Origin of the sequence: Pseudomonas putida (assembly GCF_022627325.1) — a bacterium.
In the GTDB taxonomy this organism is placed as follows: Bacteria; Pseudomonadota; Gammaproteobacteria; order Pseudomonadales; family Pseudomonadaceae; genus Aquipseudomonas; species Aquipseudomonas putida_X.
On record NZ_JAETZZ010000001.1, the window covers coordinates 432,788 to 452,624 of the forward strand.

Below are 19,837 nucleotides of genomic sequence, written 5' to 3' on the forward strand. Positions count from 1 at the left end.
GTCAGGCAACGGCGACGACGTCAAGGATGCGCTGGACCACGCGATCCTGGTCGACCCCGGCCGCTTCGGCTTCAAAGGACAGGATGATGCGATGGCGCAGCACGTCGAACAGTACGGCCTGGATATCCTCGGGGCTGACGAAGTCGCGCCCGGCCAGCCAGGCATGCGCCCGTGCACAACGATCCAGGGCGATGGAGCCGCGCGGGCTGGCGCCATAGGCGATCCAGTCGGCCAGCTCGGTATCGAACTTGGCCGGTGTGCGCGTGGCCATCACCAGTTGCACCAGGTATTCCTCCACCGCGTCGGCCATGTACAGGCCGAGGATTTCCTTGCGTGCGGCAAAGATGGCCTGCTGGCTGACACGCCGTTCAGGTTTGACTTCGCCTCCCAGCGCTTCACCGCGGGCCTGGGCAAGAATGCGTCGCTCCACCGCCGCATCGGGGAAACCGATCTTCACGTGCATCAGAAAACGGTCGAGCTGGGCTTCCGGCAGCGGGTAGGTGCCTTCCTGCTCGATCGGGTTCTGCGTGGCCATGACCAGAAACAGCGGCGACAGGTCGTACGTACTGCGCCCGACACTGACCTGGCGTTCGGCCATTGCCTCGAGCAACGCCGACTGCACCTTGGCGGGTGCCCGGTTGATTTCGTCGGCCAGCACCAGGTTGTGGAAGATCGGCCCCTGCTGGAAGACGAAACTGCCGGTTTCCGGGCGATAGATTTCAGTGCCCGTGATGTCGGCCGGGAGCAGGTCGGGCGTGAACTGGATGCGATGGAACTGCGCTTCGACACCTTCGGCCAGCTCTTTGATGGCCTTGGTCTTGGCCAGGCCCGGGGCGCCCTCGACCAGCATGTGGCCGTCGGCCAGCAGCACGATCAACAGCCGCTCGACCAGTTTTTCCTGGCCTAGGATCTGGGAGGAAAGAAAGGTGCGTAGCGCGATCAGCGCTTCACGGTGTTCCATCGGCGGCGGTTCCTGGGATTGGGCCAGGGCGGGCGCGTAGCGCGACGGACCTGGCAGGGGTGGATACTTTAATCTATCCGGGGGGTGGCGACCAATTACGCCCCGGTTTTTTATGCGCATCGAAAGGTTGCACTATCCGCATGCCTTTGCGGTGTTCTCTGATTTGCGCTGGCGGTGATCTGTCGCTTGCTTGTGCTCTTCGAATCATGAAGGCGCATGATGATGAGCAAGCAGTCCGCTGTGCCTGCCCCGGTTACCCTGCGGGTGGGCGTTTTTTTCGACGGCACCGGCAACAATCAGGGCAATGCTGCACCCTTGGCCGCCACCGGCCACGGCTGCGCAGGGGGCAGTTACGCCAATGCCCGCAGTAACATTGCCCTGCTGCACGCGCTATATCCCTGCGGGCCCGTGCACGGGCAGGTCCATTTCAACGTGTATGTCGAAGGGATCGGTACAACGCACGGTGGCCCTGACTCGCCCTTCGCCCAGGCGACGGGGCGCGGAAGCGCGGGGGTGGCGGCGCGGGTAGAGCAGGCGCTGGCAGAGGTTGGCAGGCAGCTGCGCGATTATCGGGCAAAGCATCCGCAGTTTGTGCCCACGTGCATCGAATTCGACCTGTTCGGTTTCAGCCGCGGTGCGGCGGCGGCCAGGCATCTGGCCAATCGCCTGGGCACGGATGAGACGGGCCTGCCGGCTGAGCTGCACGGGCCGAGGGCGATCAACTTCATTGGCCTGTTCGATACCGTGGCGGCCATCGTTGCACCCTTGCAAGGCAGCTTCGGCCCAGCCAGCGATCGCCACGGCGGCTTGCGTCTCGGTCTGGACACGCGTGTCGCCCGGCAGGTCGTGCAACTGGTGGCAGGTGATGAGCAGCGCCACAACTTCCCGCTGGTGCTTAGCGACAACGACATTGTCGTGCCGGGTGTGCACTCGAATATCGGTGGCGGCTATCTGGAGCACATGCACGAGCAGGTTCTGTTGTGCAAACCGCATTCGAGCCGGGTCGCGCGCACGACACCGGCCCACTGCACGCGCGCCCATGCGGCGGTCACTGGGCTGCTGAGCTCGACCTTTGCAAGCCTGGTCGATCCGCGGCCCCGGCTGCTCAGCTGGGAGGTGCCGGTCCAAGGCAGCCGAGCCAGGCGCGATGAGCCGGAAAAGCAGGTGTATGCCGCTGTGTACCGAGAACGTGAAGTCAGTGGCCATCTTTCACGTGTCTACCTCAGCATCATGCGTGAACTGGCCGTGCGCGGTGGGGTAGCGTTCGCCCCTCTGGGCGGTGACGAAGCGCATCGCCTGCCGGCAGAGTTGCTGCCTGTCAGTCGCAAGCTGCATGAGTTTGCCCTCGGTCAATGTGCGCAATTGCACCTGACGCCCCAGGAGCGAGCGTTGTTGCAGGCGAAATACGTGCACACATCGGCGCACTGGAACGCCGTGAAAGGGCTGGATAACAGTTCGCTGGACGCATTGTTCATCGACCGGCCGGGCAAGGCGGGCAGGGTGCTGCACAGGAACCCGGTGGGTTGACGTACCTGCCGGCCATTTCAAGGGCAGGTCTCAAGCGGGCTTGAATGCGCCGACACGCCCACCGGGCGGTCGACGCGCCCTTCGTCTATCGAAGCTCGCTGACGAAGGTCCCTGTGCCATCCAGAATAGTGCGCAAGGTCAGCTCGACCTCTTCCAGGTCCGTCCCCGCCGACGTCAGCACGATCTCCAGGGTTTCGTCACCCTTCAACGCATCCCGATCCCCGGCCGCCACTTCGATCAGCAGGCGCTGGGCGCTCAAGGTCACTTTCAGGCCATCGAGGGTCGACGGCTCATCGTCCAGGGTCAGGTCCACGGTGTCCTCGTCCGGGTAGCGGGTGAGCAGGAACATCTGCCCTTTGTCGCTATGGCAGCACAAGGTCGCCATGTTGTCTTCCTCGTCATCGCAGGGGGTGGCGAACAGCAGGGCGGTGTGGATTTGCATGTGGGCGGCTCGGGTAAATGGAAACGAAAGTGAATTCTGACAGCCTTGGGGGTATCGATAAACGTAAAGTTTCCCCCCCTTGACCGAAATTGTCGCAGCGCTGCAAGCGGTGATGACCGATCAGTCGTTAAGCTTCCGCGAGCCCTGAACATTACCGTCCGGCTTGCCACGGGTTGGCTATCGTTGATCCGTGATCGTCGGATGTACGCGACGCTTCAACTATTACAAAGCCCAAGCGGAGTACCACAGATGGCGTTCTTCACCGCAGCCAGCAAAGCCGACTTCCAGCACCAACTGCAAGCGGCCCTGGCGCAGCACATCAGCGAGCAGTCCCTGCCACAAGTGGCGCTGTTCGCCGAGCAGTTCTTCGGCATCATTTCCATGGACGAACTCACCCAGCGCAGGCTGTCGGACCTCGCCGGCTGTACCCTTTCCGCCTGGCGCATCATCGAGCGCTTCGACCCCGAGCATCCAGTGGTGCGGGTGTACAACCCCGATTACGAGCGCAATGGCTGGCAGTCGACCCACACCGTGGTCGAGGTGCTGCACCATGACCTGCCGTTCTTGGTCGATTCGGTGCGTACCGAGCTCAACCGCCGCGGCTACAGCATCCATACCCTGCAGACCACCGTGCTGAGCGTGCGTCGTGATGCCAAGGGCAACCTGCTCGAACTGCTGCCCAAGGGCACCCAGGGCGAGGGTGTGTGCCATGAGTCGCTGATGTACCTGGAGATCGACCGCTGTGCCAACGCTGCCGAATTGACGGTGCTCACCCGCGAAATCGAGCAGGTGCTGGCCGAGGTGCGGGTGGCGGTGGCCGATTTCGAACCGATGAAAGCCAAGCTGCAGGAAGTCATGGAGCTGGTGGAGCGAACCGCGTTTGCGCCGGTTCACCATGAAAAGGATGAGGTCAAGGCCTTCCTCGAGTGGCTGTTGGACAACCACTTCACCTTCCTCGGTTATGAAGAATTCACCGTGCAGGCCGACAGCGCCGGCGGCCAGATGGTCTACGACGAGCAGTCGTTCCTTGGCTTGCCGCGCCGCCTGCGTGTGGGCCTGACGCCAGAAGAGCTGCGTATCGAAGACTACGCGGTGGCTTACCTGGCCGAACCGCTGCTGTTGTCGTTCGCCAAGGCCGCACTGCCCAGCCGGGTCCACCGCCCGGCCTACCCGGATTACGTCTCGATCCGCCAGCTGGACGCCGATGGCAAGGTGGTCAAGGAACACCGCTTCATGGGCCTTTACACCTCCTCGGTGTACGGCGAGAGCGTGCACGCCATTCCTTACATCCGGGTCAAGGTCGCCGAGGTCGAGCGCCGCTCCGGCTTCGACGCCAAGGCCCACCTGGGCAAGGAACTGGCGCAGGTGCTCGAAGTGCTGCCACGCGATGACCTGTTCCAGACCCCGATCGACGAGCTGTTCAGCACGGTCATGTCGATCGTGCAGATCCAGGAGCGCAACAAGATCCGTGTGTTCCTGCGCAAGGACCCGTACGGGCGCTTCTGCTATTGCCTGGCCTACGTGCCACGGGAAATCTATTCCACCGAAGTGCGGCAGAAGATCCAGCAGGTGCTGATGGAGCGCCTGAAGGCCAGCGACTGCGAGTTCTGGACGTTCTTCTCCGAATCGGTGCTGGCGCGCGTGCAGCTGATTTTGCGCGTCGACCCGAAGAACCGCATCGCCATCGACCCGCAGCAACTGGAAAACGAAGTGATCCAGGCCTGCCGCTCGTGGCATGACGATTACGCCGCGCTGGTGGTGGAGAACTTCGGTGAAGCCCAGGGCACCAACATCCTCGCCGATTTCCCCAAAGGCTTCCCGGCCGGCTACCGTGAGCGCTTCGCCGCCCATTCGGCAGTGGTCGACCTGCAACATGTGCTGGCACTGTCCGAAAGCAAGCCGCTGGCGATGAGCTTTTACCAGCCGCTGACGCGGCTGGGCGAACGCTTGCTGCATTGCAAGCTGTACCACGCGGACACGCCATTGGCGTTGTCGGATGTGCTGCCGATTCTGGAAAACCTCGGCCTGCGCGTGCTGGGCGAGTTCCCCTACCGCTTGCGTCACGCCAGTGGTCGTGAGTACTGGATCCACGACTTCGCCTTCACGTACAGCGAAGGCTTGAGCCTGGACATCCAGCAACTCAACGACGTCCTGCAGGATGCGTTCATCCATATCGTCCAGGGCGATGCCGAGAATGACGCCTTCAACCGCCTGGTGCTCACCGCCGGCCTGCCATGGCGCGATGTGGCGCTGCTGCGCGCTTATGCCCGCTACCTCAAGCAGATCCGCCTGGGCTTCGACCTCGGCTACATCGCCAGCACCCTGAACAACCACACCGACATCGCCCGTGAGCTGACCCGGCTGTTCAAGACCCGCTTCTACCTGGCGCGCAAGCTCACGGCCGATGACCTGGACGACAAGCAGCAACGCCTGGAGCAAGCCATCCTCAGCGCCCTGGACGATGTCCAGGTGCTCAACGAGGACCGCATCCTGCGCCGCTACCTGGACCTGATCAAGGCCACTCTGCGCACCAACTTCTACCAGCCGGATGCCAACGGCCAGAGCAAGTCGTACTTCAGCTTCAAGTTCAACCCTAAACTGATCCCCGAACTGCCCAAGCCGGTACCCAAGTTCGAGATATTCGTCTACTCGCCGCGGGTCGAGGGTGTGCACCTGCGCTTCGGCAACGTGGCGCGCGGTGGCCTGCGCTGGTCGGACCGTGAAGAGGACTTCCGTACCGAGGTGCTTGGGCTGGTCAAGGCCCAGCAGGTCAAGAACTCGGTGATCGTGCCGGTCGGTGCCAAGGGCGGCTTCCTGCCACGGCGTTTGCCGCTGGGCGGCACGCGTGACGAAATCGCCGCCGAAGGCGTGGCCTGCTACCGCATTTTCATCTCGGGCCTGCTCGACATCACCGACAACCTCAAGGACGGCGGCGTGGTGCCGCCGGCCAACGTGGTGCGTCACGATGACGATGACCCGTACCTGGTGGTGGCGGCCGACAAGGGCACCGCAACCTTCTCCGATATCGCCAACGGCATCGCCATCGATTACGGCTTCTGGCTGGGCGATGCCTTTGCCTCGGGTGGCTCTGCCGGCTACGACCACAAGAAGATGGGCATTACCGCCCGTGGTGCCTGGGTGGGCGTGCAGCGCCACTTCCGCGAGCGCGGCATCAATGTGCAGCAGGACCCGATCACGGTGATCGGCGTCGGTGACATGGCCGGTGACGTGTTCGGCAACGGCCTGCTGATGTCCGACAAGCTGAAACTGGTCGCGGCGTTCAACCACCTGCACATCTTCATCGACCCGAACCCGGACCCGGCCAGCAGCTTCGCCGAGCGTCAGCGCCTGTTCGACCTGCCGCGTTCGGCCTGGACCGATTACGACACCAGCATCATGTCCGAAGGCGGCGGGATCTTCCCGCGCAGTGCCAAGAGCATCGCCATCACCGCGCAGATGAAGGAACGCTTCGCCATCGAGGCCGACCGCCTGACGCCGACCGAGCTGCTGCATGCATTGCTCAAGGCGCCGGTGGATCTGCTGTGGAACGGGGGTATCGGTACCTACGTCAAGGCCAGCAGCGAAAGCCACGCCGATGTTGGCGACAAGGCCAATGACGCGTTGCGGGTCAACGGCAATGAACTGCGCTGCAAGGTGGTGGGCGAGGGCGGCAACCTCGGCATGACCCAGCTTGGCCGTGTCGAGTTCGGCCTCAACGGCGGTGCCACCAATACCGACTTCATCGACAACGCCGGTGGCGTGGACTGCTCCGACCACGAGGTCAACATCAAGATCCTGCTCAACGAAGTGGTGCAGGGTGGCGACATGACCGAGAAGCAGCGCAACCAGCTGCTGGGCAGCATGACCGATGAAGTGGGCGCGCTGGTGCTGGGCAACAACTACAAGCAGACCCAGGCGCTTTCGTTGGCGGCGCGTCGCGCCCGCGAGCGGATCGCCGAGTACAAGCGCTTGATGGCCGACCTCGAGAGCCGTGGCAAGCTGGACCGTGCGATCGAGTTCCTGCCAACCGAGGAGCAGTTGGCCGAGCGCCTGGCGGCAGGCCAGGGCCTGACCCGTGCCGAGCTTTCGGTGCTGATTTCCTACAGCAAGATCGACCTCAAGGAACAGTTGCTCAAGTCGCTGGTGCCTGACGACGACTACCTGACCCGCGACATGGAAACCGCTTTCCCGCCGTCGCTGGTCAGCAAGTTCGCCGAAGCCATGCGCCGCCATCGCCTGAAGCGCGAGATCGTCAGCACCCAGATCGCCAACGACCTGGTCAACAACATGGGCATCACCTTCGTCCAGCGGCTGAAAGAGTCGACTGGCATGAGCCCGGCCAATGTCGCCGGGGCCTATGTGATCGTGCGTGACATCTTCCATCTGCCGCACTGGTTCCGCCAGATCGAGGCGCTGGACTACCAGGTGCCGGCAGAAATCCAGCTTACCTTGATGGACGAGCTGATGCGCCTGGGCCGCCGCGCGACCCGCTGGTTCCTGCGCAGCCGGCGCAACGAGCAGGATGCCGGGCGCGACACCGCGCACTTCGGGCCGAAAATCGCCCAGCTGGGGCTCAAGCTCGACGAGCTGCTGGAGGGGCCGACCCGCGAACGCTGGATGGTCCGCTACCAGAGCTTCGTCGATGCCGGCGTCCCGGAATTGCTCGCACGCATGGTGGCGGGTACCAGCCACCTGTACACGTTGCTGCCGATCATCGAGGCGGCAGACGTGACCGGCCACGAGCCGGCCCAGGTGGCCAAGGCGTTCTTCGCCGTGGGCAGTGCGCTGGACTTGACCTGGTACTTGCAGGAAATCAGCAACCTGCCGGTCGAGAACAACTGGCAGGCTCTGGCCCGCGAGGCGTTCCGCGACGATATCGACCTGCAGCAACGGGCCATCACCATCTCGGTGCTGCAGATGGCCGATGCCCCGCAAGACATGGATGCCCGGGTGGCGCTGTGGGCCGAGCAGCATCGGGTCATGGTCGAGCGCTGGCGCGCCATGCTCGACGACCTGCGCAATGCGACGGGTACCGACTACGCGATGTATGCGGTGGCCAACCGCGAGCTGGTCGACCTGGCAATGAGCGGGCAGGCGGTGGCGGTGCCGTCCTGATCGGTCAGCTGGTCAGCTGAAATGAAAAAGCCCCGGCAGTGATGCCGGGGCTTTTCATTGGTCTGTGTCCCACCTGACGGATGCGCGCGGCCCCGGTAGGGCCGGGCGTCATTTGAAGCGGCGCTCCACGCCTTTTTCCACCAGGATCTTCGCCGAAATCTCCTCTACCGAGAAATGCGTGGAGTTGATGTTGGGGATGTTCTCCCGCCGGAACAGGCTCTCGACCTCGCGGACCTCGAACTCGCACTGGGCAAAGCTCGAATAACGGCTGTTGGGCTTGCGTTCGTGGCGGATGGCGGTGAGGCGGTCGGGGTCGATGGTCAGGCCGAACAACTTGTTGTGATGTTTTTTGAGCACCGCCGGCAATTGCAGGCGCTCCATGTCGTCTTCGGTAAGCGGGTAGTTGGCCGCACGAATGCCGAACTGCATCGCCATGTACAGGCAGGTCGGGGTCTTGCCGCAACGCGACACGCCGACCAGGATCAGGTCGGCCTTGTCGTAGTAATGGGTGCGCGCGCCGTCGTCGTTGTCGAGGGCAAAATTCACCGCCTCGATGCGTTCCATGTAGTTGGAATTGCCGCCAATGGAGTGCGACTTGCCGACGGAATACGACGAATGGGCAGTCAATTCCTGCTCGAGCGGGGATAAAAACGTCGAAAAAATGTCGATCATGAAGCCGTTCGACGTCGCCAGGATCTCACGGATGTCCTGATTGACGATGGTGTCGAAGATGATCGGGCGCATGCCGTCGCGCTCGGCGGCGGTATTGATTTGCTGCACCATCGTACGTGCCTTGTCGGGCGTATCGATGTACGGACGCGTGAATTTGTTGAACGGAATGCTATCGAATTGCGCAAGCAGGCTTTGGCCCAGGGTTTCGGCAGTGATGCCGGTGCCATCGGAGATGAAGAACGCGGTTCGTTTCATTTGCGATCTGGGCCTTAAGCTGATGACGTTTCTTGGATATGATAAGTTCGGTTTGCCGAATGCGGCTGTCGGCATTCTCACTTATTTTCCAGGTACAGGCCACAAGCGTCCGGCCCAGTCAAAAGGCAGGCGGGCGCCCTTGAGCTTTTCCAACACAGTTAGTGGAGAGATCACCTTGGTAGAGTACGTAGTTTCCCTCGATAAGCTCGGCGTCCATGATGTGGAGCATGTGGGGGGCAAGAACGCATCCCTGGGCGAGATGATCAGTAACCTTGCCGGTGCCGGCGTGTCGGTGCCGGGCGGCTTTGCCACTACGGCTCAGGCGTACCGTGATTTTCTCGAGCAAAGCGGGCTGAACGACCGCATTCACGCCGCGCTCGACGCGCTGGATGTCGATGACATCAATGCCCTGACCAAGACCGGCGCGCAGATTCGCCAGTGGGTCATGGAAGCCGAATTCCCGCCACGGCTGGATTCGGAAATCCGTACGGCCTTCGCCGAAATGGCCGCCGGCAACGACAACATGGCCGTCGCCGTGCGTTCCTCGGCCACCGCCGAAGACCTGCCGGATGCCTCGTTTGCCGGCCAGCAGGAAACCTTCCTCAATATCCGTGGCGTCGATAACGTGATCCGCGCGGCCAAGGAAGTGTTCGCCTCGCTGTTCAACGACCGCGCCATCGCCTACCGCGTGCACCAGGGCTTCGATCACAAGCTGGTGGCGCTGTCGGCCGGCGTGCAGCGCATGGTCCGCTCCGAAACCGGCACCGCCGGCGTGATGTTCACCCTCGACACCGAGTCGGGTTTCCGCGACGTGGTGTTCATCACCGGTGCCTACGGCCTGGGCGAAACCGTGGTGCAGGGTGCGGTCAACCCGGACGAGTTCTACGTACACAAGAACACCCTGCAGGCCGGCCGCCCGGCCATCCTGCGCCGCAACCTGGGCAGCAAGGCGATCAAGATGATCTACGGCGACGAGGCCAAGGCCGGTCGTTCGGTCAAGACCGTCGAAGTCGACCGCGCCGAGCGTGCGCGCTTCTGCCTGACCGACGCCGAGGTCAGTGAGCTGGCCAAGCAGGCCATGATCATCGAACAGCACTACCAGCGCCCGATGGATATCGAATGGGCCAAGGACGGTGACGACGGCAAGCTGTATATCGTGCAGGCCCGCCCTGAAACCGTGAAGAGCCGCGCCAGCGCCAACGTCATGGAACGTTACCTGCTCAAGGAAAAGGGCACCGTATTGGTCGAAGGTCGCGCCATCGGCCAGCGCATCGGCGCCGGCAAGGTCCGCGTGATCAAGGATGTGTCCGAGATGGACAAGGTGCAGCCGGGCGACGTGCTGGTCTCGGACATGACCGACCCGGACTGGGAACCGGTGATGAAACGCGCCAGCGCCATCGTCACCAACCGCGGTGGGCGTACCTGCCACGCGGCGATCATCGCCCGTGAGCTGGGTATTCCGGCAGTGGTAGGGTGTGGCAACGCCACCCAACTGCTCAAGGATGGCCAGGGCGTGACCGTGTCCTGCGCCGAGGGCGATACCGGCTTCATCTTTGAAGGTGAGCTGGGCTTCGACGTCAAGCAGAACTCGGTCGATGCCATGCCCGACCTGCCATTCAAGATCATGATGAACGTCGGTAACCCCGACCGCGCCTTCGATTTCGCCCAGCTGCCCAACGCTGGTGTCGGCCTGGCGCGCCTGGAATTCATCATCAACCGCATGATTGGCGTGCACCCCAAGGCGCTGCTGAATTACGCGGGCCTGCCGCCGGAACTCAAAGAGAGCGTCGACAAACGCATCGCCGGCTACAACGACCCTGTCGGCTTCTACGTCGAAAAGCTGGTCGAGGGCATCAGCACCCTGGCGGCCGCCTTCTACCCGAAAAAGGTCATCGTGCGCCTGTCGGACTTCAAGTCCAACGAGTATGCCAACCTGATCGGCGGCAAACTGTACGAGCCGGAAGAAGAAAACCCGATGCTGGGCTTCCGCGGGGCGTCGCGCTACATCAGCGAGTCGTTCCGTGACTGCTTCGAGCTCGAATGCCGTGCACTGAAGCGCGTGCGTAACGAGATGGGCCTGACCAACGTCGAGATCATGGTGCCGTTCGTGCGTACCCTGGGCGAAGCCAGCCAAGTGGTCGACCTGTTGGCCGAAAACGGCCTGGCCCGCGGCGACAACGGCCTGCGCGTGATCATGATGTGCGAACTGCCGTCCAACGCCATCCTCGCCGAAGAGTTCCTGGAGTACTTCGACGGCTTCTCGATCGGCTCCAACGACCTGACCCAGTTGACCCTGGGCCTGGACCGCGACTCGGGGATCATCGCCCACCTGTTCGACGAGCGAAATCCTGCGGTGAAGAAGCTGTTGGCCAATGCCATCCAGGCGTGCAACAAGGCCGGCAAGTACATCGGCATTTGTGGGCAGGGCCCGTCGGACCACCCGGACCTCGCCAAGTGGCTGATGGAACAAGGCATCGAAAGCGTATCGCTGAACCCGGACTCGGTACTCGAGACCTGGTTCTTCCTGGCCGAAGGCCAGGGCGCGGTCTGATGCAGTAAATGCGGGGGCACCTCTGGTGTGCCCCCGCCTGGTTTTTTCCAGGGCGAGCTCCAGCGATGGACCCCGCCCTTTTTTGTGCACCAAGCAAACCTTATGCAAAGCAGCAGTGTTCTATTTCCCGTGGCCTTGCTCAGTGCCGAGCGCCGCGGCGACCTCAGTGAAGACGTGTACCGGATCAAGGCCGGCAACAGCCCTGATCCGAGCGTGGAGCTGGCCTTGACCCGCCTGGGCCTGGCGGACCAGGCGGGCGCCCAAGGCGTGCCGGTGATTCTCCTGCACGGCAGTTTCTCCAATCGGCGCTTCTGGTATTCGCCCAAGGGCATTGGCCTGGGGGCTTACCTGGTGCGTGCGGGGTTCGATGTGTGGATCCCCGAAATGCGCGGCCACGGGCTGTCGCCGCGCAACCACGATTGGCGGCACAACCGGGTCGCTGACTATGCCCGCTATGATTTGCCGCTGATCGCAGCCTTCGTTGAGGAGCAGTCCGGCACCGCACCTCACTGGATTGGCCATTCGCTTGGCGGTACCACCTTGGCGGCAGCGCTTGGCGGTGGTTTCCTGCATGCCAGGCAGGTCGCCAGTGCCGCGTTTTTCGGCACGCAGATCAGCCGGGTGTACTGGCCGTTGAAGGTGCCGCCCGTGGCCTGGGGCGCCAAGCTGCTGCTCAAGCGTTGGGGTCAGATTTCCGGGCCGCGGTTCAAGCGCGGGCCTGAGGACGAACCGATTGGGCTGGCGCTGGAAAGCATGCGTTGGCATGGCCTGTTTGGCCGCTTCGGTGACAAGGACAGTGACTGGTGGGCGGGGCTCGCTGAGGTGGATGTGCCGGTGCTGGCAGTGGCTGGCGCGGGAGACTTCCAAGACCCGGTATGGGCTTGTCGCAAGCTGTTCGATCAGTTGGGTGGTGAGCGCAAGCAGTTCCTCAGGCTTGGCCGCGAGGAAGGCTTCGAGGCGTTCGGGCATGTCGACATGCTGGTGAGCAAGGCGGCGCAGGTGCAGGTGTGGCCATTGGTGGAGCGCTGGTTGCGCCAGCCGTTGCTGCCGGTGCACGAGGCGACCGTGGTTGCCGAGCCTGTGCCGGTAAGCTGATTTTCTGCTGGTTGTCGTGGCCCGTGCGGGCCACGGCAGGCGAAATACAGATGACCGAGCAGTCCCGGATGACTGCGACAGCCTCCCCGGTGTAGCCTTGGCAGACACCCGCTTTCGTTGTGACTGACAGGAGCTTCCCATGCAGCATTACGTAACGCCCGACCTGTGCGACGCCTACCCCGACCTGGTCCAGGTGCTGGAACCGATGTTCAGCAACTTCGGTGGCCGCGATTCATTCGGTGGCCAGATCGTTACCATCAAGTGCTTCGAGGACAACTCGCGGGTCAAGGAGCAGGTCGAGCTCGACGGCAAGGGCAAGGTTCTGGTGGTCGATGGCGGCGGTTCGCTGCGCTGCGCGTTGCTCGGTGACATGCTTGCCGAAAAGGCTGCCAAAAACGGCTGGGAAGGCCTGGTGATCTATGGCTGCGTGCGTGACGTCGATGTGCTGATCCAGACCAGCGTCGGTGTGCAGGCGTTGGCCAGCCATCCGATGAAGACCGACAAGCGCGGCATCGGCGACCTCAATGTGGCCGTGACCTTCGCCGGCGTGACGTTCCGCCCTGGCGAGTATGTGTATGCCGACAACAATGGCGTGATCGTCTCGCCAAGCCCGCTGGAAATGCCGCAGTGATGCGCCGCACGCGCTGATGGAGCTTTGATGTTCGAGGAAGACAACGCGCAGTGGGGGTTGGTGCACGCCCTGGTGCTCGATGGTAAAGGCGGCGCGCGCTCGATCCCCCGGACCGAGCTGGACGATCTGCAGTTGCAGCCACAGCAGAGCCTGTGGCTGCACTGGGACCGCAGTCATCCCCAAACCCGTACCTGGCTGCTGCAAGAGAGCGGGCTGAGTGAGTTCGCCTGCGAGCTGCTGCTGGAGGAAAACACCCGTCCGCGCCTGCTGCCGCTGGCCGATGAACAGCTGCTGCTGTTTTTGCGAGGGGTGAACCTCAACCCGGGCGCCGAGCCGGAGGACATGGTATCGGTGCGTATTTTTGCTCAGGCGCGGCGGGTGATTTCGTTGCGCTTGCGGCCTTTGCGTGCCAGTGACGAAATTCTCCGTTTGCTGGACGAGGGCAGGGGCCCAAAGTCGGCCTCCGAGCTGCTGCTGTTGATGGGCGAATTGCTCACCGAGAAAGTCCAGGGTTTGGTCAACGATCTGTCGGAGTTGGTCGATCTGGAAGAAGAGAAAGTCGAATCCGACGAACGGTACAGTCCTGAACATGGCAGCTTGCAACAGATTCGTCGTCGGGCCGCTGGCCTGCGGCGTTTTCTCGCCCCACAGCGGGAAATCTATGCCCAGCTGTCGCGCAGCCGGTGGAGTTGGTTCGCCGATGCGGACGCTGACTACTGGAACGAGCTGAACAACAGCCTGATCCGTTACCTCGAAGAGCTGGAGCTGGCCCGTGAGCGGGCCGCACTGCTACTGGAAAGCGAAGACCGGCGGCGCAGCGAGCGGATGAACCGAACCATGTACCGCTTGGGCATCATCACCTGCATTTTCCTGCCCATGAGCTTCGTCACCGGGTTGCTCGGGATCAATGTCGGCGGCATTCCGGGCGCGGAAAACCCCTATGGTTTCCTGCTTGCCTGCATCGTCGTGCTCGGCCTTGCGGTGGGGCAGTGGTGGCTGTTCAGACGGCTGCGGTGGGTTTGAATGCTCATTGGAATGTACCGGGCTTATCGCCGGCAAGCGGGCCCCGACATCGGCCGATGTGTGACCCATCGCCCGCCGCTCTCGTCTCTGACTGACATTGCGCGAGGTGCACATGCACGATCCGTTTGAACAATCCCTGCGTGACCTGCTCAACGCGTCGCCATCCGGTGAAGACCGAGACGACGCTGCGTGCCTGGGTCGCGTGCTGAAAACCGCCAACCGCCAGGTCGGCGCCGGTGACCTGTTCAGCCTGCTTGGCCGTTGGAGCCAGGCGCTGCTGATCGCCGTGAACAATGGCTCGGCGCATGTCGCGCCGGTGCGCCGCACTTCTGCCCGTAACGCTGCCGCTGGCAGCAAAGCTGATAAGGCCGATTGAATATGGAACTCGATCTCTGGACCCAGAGCCTGGTCACTGCCATGACCGCCCTATGGACCAAGGTGGCGAACTTCATCCCCAACCTGTTCGGCGCGCTGGTGGTGGTGCTGCTCGGTTTCGTGGTGGCCAAGCTGCTCGATACGCTGCTGTCCAAGCTGCTGGCCAAGTTCGGCCTGGATCGCCTGATGGCCGGCACCGGCCTGACCAAAATGCTCAGCCGTGGCGGCATTCAGGTGCCGATCTCGACCTTGATCGGCAAGATCGTCTACTGGTTCGTCTTGCTGATTTTCCTGGTTTCTGCCGCCGAATCCCTTGGCCTTGAGCGGGTGTCTGCCACCCTCGACATGCTCGCCCTGTACCTGCCCAAGGTGTTTGGCGCAGCGTTGGTGCTGTTGGTTGGCGTGCTGCTGGCGCAAGTGGCCAATGGCCTGGTGCGTGGTGCTGCCGAAGGCATCGGCCTGGAATACTCCGCAGGCCTTGGGCGCATCACCCAAGGCTTGGTGATCATCATCAGCATCTCGGTGGCGATCAGCCAGCTTGAGGTCAAGACCGACCTGCTCAACCACGTGATCGTGATCGGGCTGATTACCGTTGGTCTGGCCGTTGCGCTTGCGATGGGGCTTGGCAGTCGCGAAATCGCTGGGCAGATTCTGGCCGGTATCTATGTGCGTGAGCTTTACCAGGTCGGCCAGCAGGTGCGAATTGGAGAGGTCGAGGGGCAGATCGAGGAGATCGGCACGGTCAAGACGACGTTGCTGACCGATGATGGCGAATTAGTGTCGCTGGCTAATCGAGTGTTGCTCGAGCAGCGCGTCAATAGCCGCTAATTGTCCAAAAGCTGTTAATGTATGCCGCCGCTGAAATCCGCCCACGTGGCCGAGCGGTGACATTGACCTGACTGTCGGCCAGATCCGTTTTGAATAAAGTTCATTCGCCGCCCATGCGTTACGACCCGCGCGAGCTCACCGACGAGGAGTTGGTGGCGCGTTCGCATGAGGAGCTGTACCACGTTACCCGCGCCTATGAAGAGCTCATGCGGCGCTACCAGCGGACCCTGTTCAACGTGTGCGCGCGTTATTTGGGGAACGACCGGGATGCTGACGATGTCTGTCAGGAGGTGATGCTCAAGGTGCTTTACGGTCTGAAGAACTTCGAGGGTAAATCCAAGTTCAAGACCTGGCTCTACAGCATTACCTATAACGAATGCATCACCCAGTACCGCAAGGAGCGCCGCAAACGTCGGTTGATGGATGCCTTGAGTCTTGACCCTGTTGAAGAGGCGTCTGAAGACAAGGCACCGAAACCCGAAGAAAAGGGCGGTCTGGACAAGTGGCTGGTGTATGTGAACCCGATCGACCGGGAAATTCTGGTGTTGCGCTTTGTTGCGGAACTGGAGTTTCAGGAGATCGCGGACATCATGCACATGGGCCTGAGCGCAACGAAAATGCGCTACAAGCGTGCGCTGGACAAGCTTAGAGAGAAATTTGCAGGTTTGGATGAAACTTAGCCCCTTGCGAATATCTCTAACGAATCGGCGAGGTCTGCTAGACTTGCCGTCGAGTTGTCCGCCGGATTTTGGTGGGACTGCTTAACTATCACCAGATGGGGATTTAACGGATGAAATTGAAAAACACCTTGGGCTTGGCCATTGGCTCGCTCGTAGCAGCTACTTCGTTCGGCGTTCTGGCTCAAGGCCAAGGCGCTGTCGAGATTGAAGGCAACGTCACCAAGCAGTACTACGACAGCGAGCGTAACTTCAAGAACGACGGCACCAATCCTGGTGTTCGCCTCGGTTACTTCCTGACCGATGACGTCTCCCTGGACCTGGGCTACAACGAGACTCACAACGCTCGTGGCGAAGTCTTCAACAAAGACATCAAAGGTTCCAAAGCCAAGCTCGACGCTACCTACCACTTCGGTACCGTTGGCGACGCTCTGCGTCCGTACGTTTCCGCTGGTTTCGCTCACGAGAGCCTGGGCCAGGCCACTCGTAGCGGCCGTGACCACTCCACCTTCGCCAACGTTGGCGCTGGCGCCAAGTGGTACATCACCGACATGTTCTTCGCCCGTGCCGGCGTTGAAGCCATGTACAACATCGACAACGGCAACACCGAGTGGGGCCCGACCGTTGGTGTGGGTCTGAACTTCGGTGGCAGCGGTGGCAAAGTTGCTCCGGCGCCTGCCCCAGTTGCTGAAGTCTGCTCCGACAGCGACAACGACGGCGTTTGCGACAACGTCGACAAGTGCCCAGACACCCCGGCCAACGTTACCGTTGACGCTGATGGCTGCCCGGCTGTTGCCGAAGTCGTTCGCGTTGAGCTGGACGTCAAGTTCGACTTCGACAAGTCGGTCGTCAAGCCTAACAGCTACGGCGACATCAAGAACCTGGCTGACTTCATGAAGCAGTACCCACAAACCACCACCGTGGTTGAAGGTCACACTGACTCCGTGGGCCCAGACGCTTACAACCAGAAGCTGTCCGAGCGTCGTGCCAACGCTGTTAAAGAAGTGCTGACCCAGCAGTACGGTGTTGAGTCGACTCGCGTTGACTCGGTTGGCTACGGCGAAACCCGTCCGGTTGCCGACAACGCCACCGAAGAAGGCCGTGCTATCAACCGTCGCGTTGAAGCTCAGGTAGAAGCCCAAGCCAAGTAATTGGTTGAAGCTTCAATGAAAAACCCGGCCTCGGCCGGGTTTTTCTTTATCTGCAATGTGTAGTTTCCAGGCAAGCCTTCAGGCCTGAAAACACCGCATCACCCGGCTGCCGCCATCCACGGGTGGGCCATCACGTTCCCTGCTACCTCGCCAATCACCAGGATTGCCGGGCTACGCAAGTTGAATGCTCTCGCAGCCTCCAGCATACCCCGCAGGTCGCTGCGCCACTCGCGCTGCTCGGGCAGTGACGCGTTCTCGATCATCGCCACCGGCATCCCCGGCGCCATGCCGCCGTCCAGCAAGCCCTGGCGGATCTGCTCCAGCCGCGCAACGCCCATGTACACCACCAGGGTCGTGCCACCCTGTGCCAGCGCGGCCCAGTTCAGCGCGCTGTCATCCTGTGTGTGTGCGGTCACCAGCGTTACCCCACGGCTGATCCCGCGAGCGGTTAGCGAGATGCCACACTGGGTCGCGCCGGCCAGGCCAGCAGTGATGCCATTGACCACTTCGACCTCGATGCCATGCCCTTGCAGCCACGAAGCCTCCTCGCCGCCACGGCCAAAAATGCACGGGTCGCCGCCTTTGAGCCGCACGACGCAGCGACCTTGGCGCGCATGGCGCAGCATCAGGCGCTGAATGAACGCCTGGGGTGTGGAGCGGCAGCCACCCCGTTTACCCACGGCAATCACCCGTGCCTGCGGGCAGTGTTCCAGCACGGCCGGGTTGACCAGGTCGTCGATCATCACCACATGCGCCTGTTGCAGCGCCCGCACCGCTTTGAGGGTGAGCAGTTCGGGGTCACCGGGGCCGGCACCGACCAGCCAGACTTTTGCATTCATCAGGGTTTCCTCATCGGCAAGGCGTGCTCAGCCCTTGAACAGGCTGAACAGCAATATCAGGTTGAGCAACAGCGACAGTAGGGCCAGGGTGCGCCAGACCTTCAGCGGCTCGCGTTCCAGCAATGGGCGTGGATGGCTGTGCAGCGTCTGGCGGTCACCACGTTCGAGCAGCAGTAACCACTGTTCGGCGGTTTCGAAGCGTTGCGCCGGGTCCGTGGCCACGGCTTGTTGCAGGTTGTGCTGCAGCCACTCTGGCAAGTCGGGGCGATAGCGCGCCGCATTGACCGGTTGGCCAAAGCGTGGGCGCTGGAAGGCTTCGACCTCCCCATAGGGGTAATGCCCGGTCAGCAGGTGGTAGAGCGTCACTCCCGCGGCATACAGGTCTTGGCGCGGGCTCGGCGGCTGGCCTTCGAAGGCTTCCGGGGCGATGTAGGAGGGCGTGCCGGGTAGTTCGTGGCATGGGTCTTCGGACAGCCCCGGGCAGTACGCCAGGCCGAAGTCCAGCAGGCGCAGTTGGCCGTCTGTGCCCAGGTGCAGGTTATCGGGCTTGATGTCACGGTGCAGCAGGTTGCGCCGGTGCAGCACGCCGACGGCCTGCAATAACTGGCGGGCCACTTCCAGCCACTGGGCCAGCGGCAACGGGCCCTGCTCGGCCAGTTGTGCGGCGAGGGTTCGGCCGCTGTGCTCGCGCATCACGTAGTACAGGTGCTGGCGCTGGCTGGCGGCGTGCAGTTCGGGGAAATGGCGGCCGGCTACGCGGCGCAGGAACCATTCTTCGAGCAACAGCGCCTGTGCAGCGCCCGGCTCCTGTTCGCGTTCGGCAGGCAAGGTTTTCAGTAGCCACGGCTGGCCTTGGCCGTCGCGCACGCGGTACAACAGCGATTGGCGACTGTGCGCCAGCCGCGCCTCGACCTGCCAGCCATCGATTACCTGGCCTTCGCGCAGTTCGCGGGGCAACGGCCATTGCTGCAGTTGGACCAAGGTGTCGCCAAGGTTGGCCGTGCCTACTTGTTCGATCCGTACCAGCAGGGCACTGGCATTGTCCTGGCTGCCATGGTGATGGGCGCTGGCGACCAGTGTATCTGCAGCCAGTTGCAAGTCGGGTTGCTCGCGCAGCACGGCCTGGATGTGCTGGTCACCCAGGCTGGCCCATACTCCGTCACTGACCAACAGGTAGCATTCGCCTGGCTGCAGTTCACCGTCCAGGTAGTCCACCAGCAGGTGTTGGTCCAGGCCCAGCGCGCGTTTGAGCACATGCTGCATGCCGGGTTGGTCCCACACATGGTCTTCACTCAGGCACTGCAGGTGGCCGTGGTGCCAGCGATAGGCGCGGCAATCGCCGACGTGTGCCAAGGTGAAGCGGCGCCCGCGCAGCACCAGCGCACTGAGCGTGGTCAGTAGCGGCTGGCTGCCTTGAGCGCGCAGCCAGCGGTTCTGTGCTGACAGCAGGCGGTCCAGTGCCTGCGCCACGCCCCAGGTTGCGGGGGTGGCGTAGTAATCCATGGCCAGGGCCTGCAGGCTGGCCCGGGCCGCAAGGCCTCCGTCAGCACAGTGGCTGACGCCGTCGGCAAGGGCGAACAGGTAGCCCTTGCTGGCGGCAAGCTCGGGCGCCGGGGTTACCAGGCGCAAGGCGTCCTGGTTCTCCTCGCGCGGGCCGGTGGCGCTGGCCTGGGCGAAACTCAGTTGCAGGCTCAT

15 protein-coding genes are annotated in these 19,837 nt (G+C 62.6%); 10 read left to right on the forward strand and 5 right to left on the reverse strand.

Features of this window, described 5'->3' with window-relative positions:
• Nucleotide 1 precedes the first annotated feature (1 nt).
• Entirely contained in the window at nucleotides 2–961 is a 960-nt protein-coding gene (locus JNA92_RS01965; RefSeq protein ID WP_039601915.1) for an AAA family ATPase, read from the reverse strand.
• A gap of 216 nt (nucleotides 962–1,177) precedes the next feature.
• Between JNA92_RS01965 and JNA92_RS01970 the strand changes: the two genes are divergently transcribed.
• A complete protein-coding gene (locus JNA92_RS01970; RefSeq protein WP_431312435.1) occupies nucleotides 1,178–2,488 on the forward strand; it encodes a T6SS phospholipase effector Tle1-like catalytic domain-containing protein in 1,311 nt (436 codons plus the stop codon).
• Nucleotides 2,489–2,573: 85 nt separating this feature from the next.
• Here JNA92_RS01970 and JNA92_RS01975 read toward each other — a convergent pair whose 3' ends face one another.
• Complete coding sequence (locus JNA92_RS01975; protein WP_241803101.1) at nucleotides 2,574–2,930, reverse strand: hypothetical protein; 357 nt, start codon at nucleotides 2,928–2,930, stop codon at nucleotides 2,574–2,576.
• A gap of 249 nt (nucleotides 2,931–3,179) precedes the next feature.
• Between JNA92_RS01975 and JNA92_RS01980 the strand changes: the two genes are divergently transcribed.
• The gene (locus JNA92_RS01980) at nucleotides 3,180–8,045 is read left to right on the forward strand and encodes an NAD-glutamate dehydrogenase (protein ID WP_241803102.1); all 4,866 of its coding nucleotides are present in this window, start codon (nucleotides 3,180–3,182) and stop codon (nucleotides 8,043–8,045) included.
• 108 nt (nucleotides 8,046–8,153) lie between these two features.
• Here the strand turns inward: JNA92_RS01980 and ppsR are convergent, their stop codons facing one another.
• Nucleotides 8,154–8,972 (reverse strand): posphoenolpyruvate synthetase regulatory kinase/phosphorylase PpsR, encoded by an 819-nt coding sequence (ppsR, locus tag JNA92_RS01985; protein WP_241803103.1) that lies wholly within the window; start codon nucleotides 8,970–8,972, stop codon nucleotides 8,154–8,156.
• 175 nt (nucleotides 8,973–9,147) lie between these two features.
• On the opposite strand from ppsR, the gene ppsA reads away from it, so the two are divergent.
• From ppsA to JNA92_RS02025, 8 genes are all read left to right on the forward strand, one after another.
• On the forward strand, nucleotides 9,148–11,523 hold the full coding sequence (gene ppsA, locus JNA92_RS01990; protein WP_241803104.1) for a phosphoenolpyruvate synthase: 2,376 nt from the start codon (nucleotides 9,148–9,150) through the stop codon (nucleotides 11,521–11,523).
• Nucleotides 11,524–11,625: 102 nt separating this feature from the next.
• Nucleotides 11,626–12,618, forward strand: coding sequence for an alpha/beta fold hydrolase (locus tag JNA92_RS01995; protein ID WP_241803105.1), 993 nt, complete (start codon nucleotides 11,626–11,628; stop codon nucleotides 12,616–12,618).
• 139 nt (nucleotides 12,619–12,757) lie between these two features.
• Nucleotides 12,758–13,249, forward strand: a complete 492-nt coding sequence (rraA, locus tag JNA92_RS02000; RefSeq protein WP_012313510.1) for a ribonuclease E activity regulator RraA — start codon at nucleotides 12,758–12,760, stop codon at nucleotides 13,247–13,249.
• A gap of 27 nt (nucleotides 13,250–13,276) precedes the next feature.
• Entirely contained in the window at nucleotides 13,277–14,272 is a 996-nt protein-coding gene (locus JNA92_RS02005; RefSeq protein ID WP_241803106.1) for a zinc transporter ZntB, read from the forward strand.
• A 112-nt stretch (nucleotides 14,273–14,384) separates the two neighbouring features.
• Nucleotides 14,385–14,648, forward strand: a complete 264-nt coding sequence (locus JNA92_RS02010) for a hypothetical protein (protein ID WP_012313512.1) — start codon at nucleotides 14,385–14,387, stop codon at nucleotides 14,646–14,648.
• A 2-nt stretch (nucleotides 14,649–14,650) separates the two neighbouring features.
• Nucleotides 14,651–15,475: a mechanosensitive ion channel family protein gene (locus tag JNA92_RS02015; protein ID WP_241803107.1), complete on the forward strand. Its 825-nt coding sequence runs from the start codon at nucleotides 14,651–14,653 to the stop codon at nucleotides 15,473–15,475.
• Nucleotides 15,476–15,588: 113 nt separating this feature from the next.
• Nucleotides 15,589–16,155 (forward strand): RNA polymerase sigma factor SigX, encoded by a 567-nt coding sequence (sigX, locus tag JNA92_RS02020; protein ID WP_012313514.1) that lies wholly within the window; start codon nucleotides 15,589–15,591, stop codon nucleotides 16,153–16,155.
• Between the two features lie 110 nt (nucleotides 16,156–16,265).
• The gene (locus JNA92_RS02025; protein ID WP_241803108.1) at nucleotides 16,266–17,303 is read left to right on the forward strand and encodes an OmpA family protein; all 1,038 of its coding nucleotides are present in this window, start codon (nucleotides 16,266–16,268) and stop codon (nucleotides 17,301–17,303) included.
• A gap of 98 nt (nucleotides 17,304–17,401) precedes the next feature.
• Here the strand turns inward: JNA92_RS02025 and cobA are convergent, their stop codons facing one another.
• Together cobA and JNA92_RS02035 are read right to left on the reverse strand one after the other, a co-directional pair.
• Nucleotides 17,402–18,142, reverse strand: coding sequence for a uroporphyrinogen-III C-methyltransferase (cobA, locus tag JNA92_RS02030; RefSeq protein WP_241803109.1), 741 nt, complete (start codon nucleotides 18,140–18,142; stop codon nucleotides 17,402–17,404).
• A gap of 27 nt (nucleotides 18,143–18,169) precedes the next feature.
• Nucleotides 18,170–19,837: a bifunctional protein-serine/threonine kinase/phosphatase gene (locus JNA92_RS02035; RefSeq protein WP_241803110.1), complete on the reverse strand. Its 1,668-nt coding sequence runs from the start codon at nucleotides 19,835–19,837 to the stop codon at nucleotides 18,170–18,172.

Coding starts and splice junctions, on each gene's coding strand:
- JNA92_RS02005 (WP_241803106.1), top strand. CDS start 13,277: ATGTTCGAGGAAGACAACGCGCAGTGGGGGTTGGTGCACGCCCTGGTG.
- sigX (WP_012313514.1), top strand. CDS start 15,589: ATGCGTTACGACCCGCGCGAGCTCACCGACGAGGAGTTGGTGGCGCGT.
- JNA92_RS01970 (WP_431312435.1), top strand. CDS start 1,178: ATGATGATGAGCAAGCAGTCCGCTGTGCCTGCCCCGGTTACCCTGCGG.
- JNA92_RS02035 (WP_241803110.1), bottom strand. CDS start 19,837: ATGAGCCTGCAACTGAGTTTCGCCCAGGCCAGCGCCACCGGCCCGCGC.
- rraA (WP_012313510.1), top strand. CDS start 12,758: ATGCAGCATTACGTAACGCCCGACCTGTGCGACGCCTACCCCGACCTG.
- JNA92_RS02015 (WP_241803107.1), top strand. CDS start 14,651: ATGGAACTCGATCTCTGGACCCAGAGCCTGGTCACTGCCATGACCGCC.
- JNA92_RS01995 (WP_241803105.1), top strand. CDS start 11,626: ATGCAAAGCAGCAGTGTTCTATTTCCCGTGGCCTTGCTCAGTGCCGAG.
- JNA92_RS02025 (WP_241803108.1), top strand. CDS start 16,266: ATGAAATTGAAAAACACCTTGGGCTTGGCCATTGGCTCGCTCGTAGCA.
- ppsR (WP_241803103.1), bottom strand. CDS start 8,972: ATGAAACGAACCGCGTTCTTCATCTCCGATGGCACCGGCATCACTGCC.
- cobA (WP_241803109.1), bottom strand. CDS start 18,142: ATGAATGCAAAAGTCTGGCTGGTCGGTGCCGGCCCCGGTGACCCCGAA.
- JNA92_RS01975 (WP_241803101.1), bottom strand. CDS start 2,930: ATGCAAATCCACACCGCCCTGCTGTTCGCCACCCCCTGCGATGACGAG.
- JNA92_RS01965 (WP_039601915.1), bottom strand. CDS start 961: ATGGAACACCGTGAAGCGCTGATCGCGCTACGCACCTTTCTTTCCTCC.
- JNA92_RS01980 (WP_241803102.1), top strand. CDS start 3,180: ATGGCGTTCTTCACCGCAGCCAGCAAAGCCGACTTCCAGCACCAACTG.
- JNA92_RS02010 (WP_012313512.1), top strand. CDS start 14,385: ATGCACGATCCGTTTGAACAATCCCTGCGTGACCTGCTCAACGCGTCG.